The following is a 322-nucleotide window of genomic DNA, read 5'->3' on the forward strand; positions in this document are numbered from 1 at the left end:
AGTTCTGGAATAGTGACGCTCGCCAGCGGCTGGCCTGCTTCGACTTTCTCCCCAGGCGCAACCCGCAGCGCCTGTAATACGCCGGCACGTTCGACAGTTACCCGGGTGATGTTGCCCATGCTCTGCAGCACGCGGTCGCCGGCCTGGTGGCCGTGGCGGTCGTTGATCTGCTTGAAACGGTCGCAATCGATCAGCAGCAGCGCCTGCGGCGGCCCCAGATCTTCAACATGCGGGTTTTCCTTGCTGGCAATGCGAGCGGCAACGATACGCCTGATCGGGCGGAGATGTGCGTGCCGGATGCGGGATCTGGCATCCGGGCATT

At 63.4% G+C, this 322-nt stretch carries 1 pseudogene; it reads right to left on the minus strand.

The features are described 5' to 3' along the window. Positions 1-101 precede the first annotated feature (101 nt). Positions 102-215, minus strand: a pseudogene (locus ABGA94_RS11035) (diguanylate cyclase); the annotation flags it as partial. Positions 216-322 lie beyond the last annotated feature (107 nt).

The sequence above is a fragment of the Stenotrophomonas sp. 3diitr2024 genome, assembly GCF_042136455.1.
GTDB lineage: Bacteria > Pseudomonadota > Gammaproteobacteria > Xanthomonadales > Xanthomonadaceae > Stenotrophomonas > Stenotrophomonas sepilia.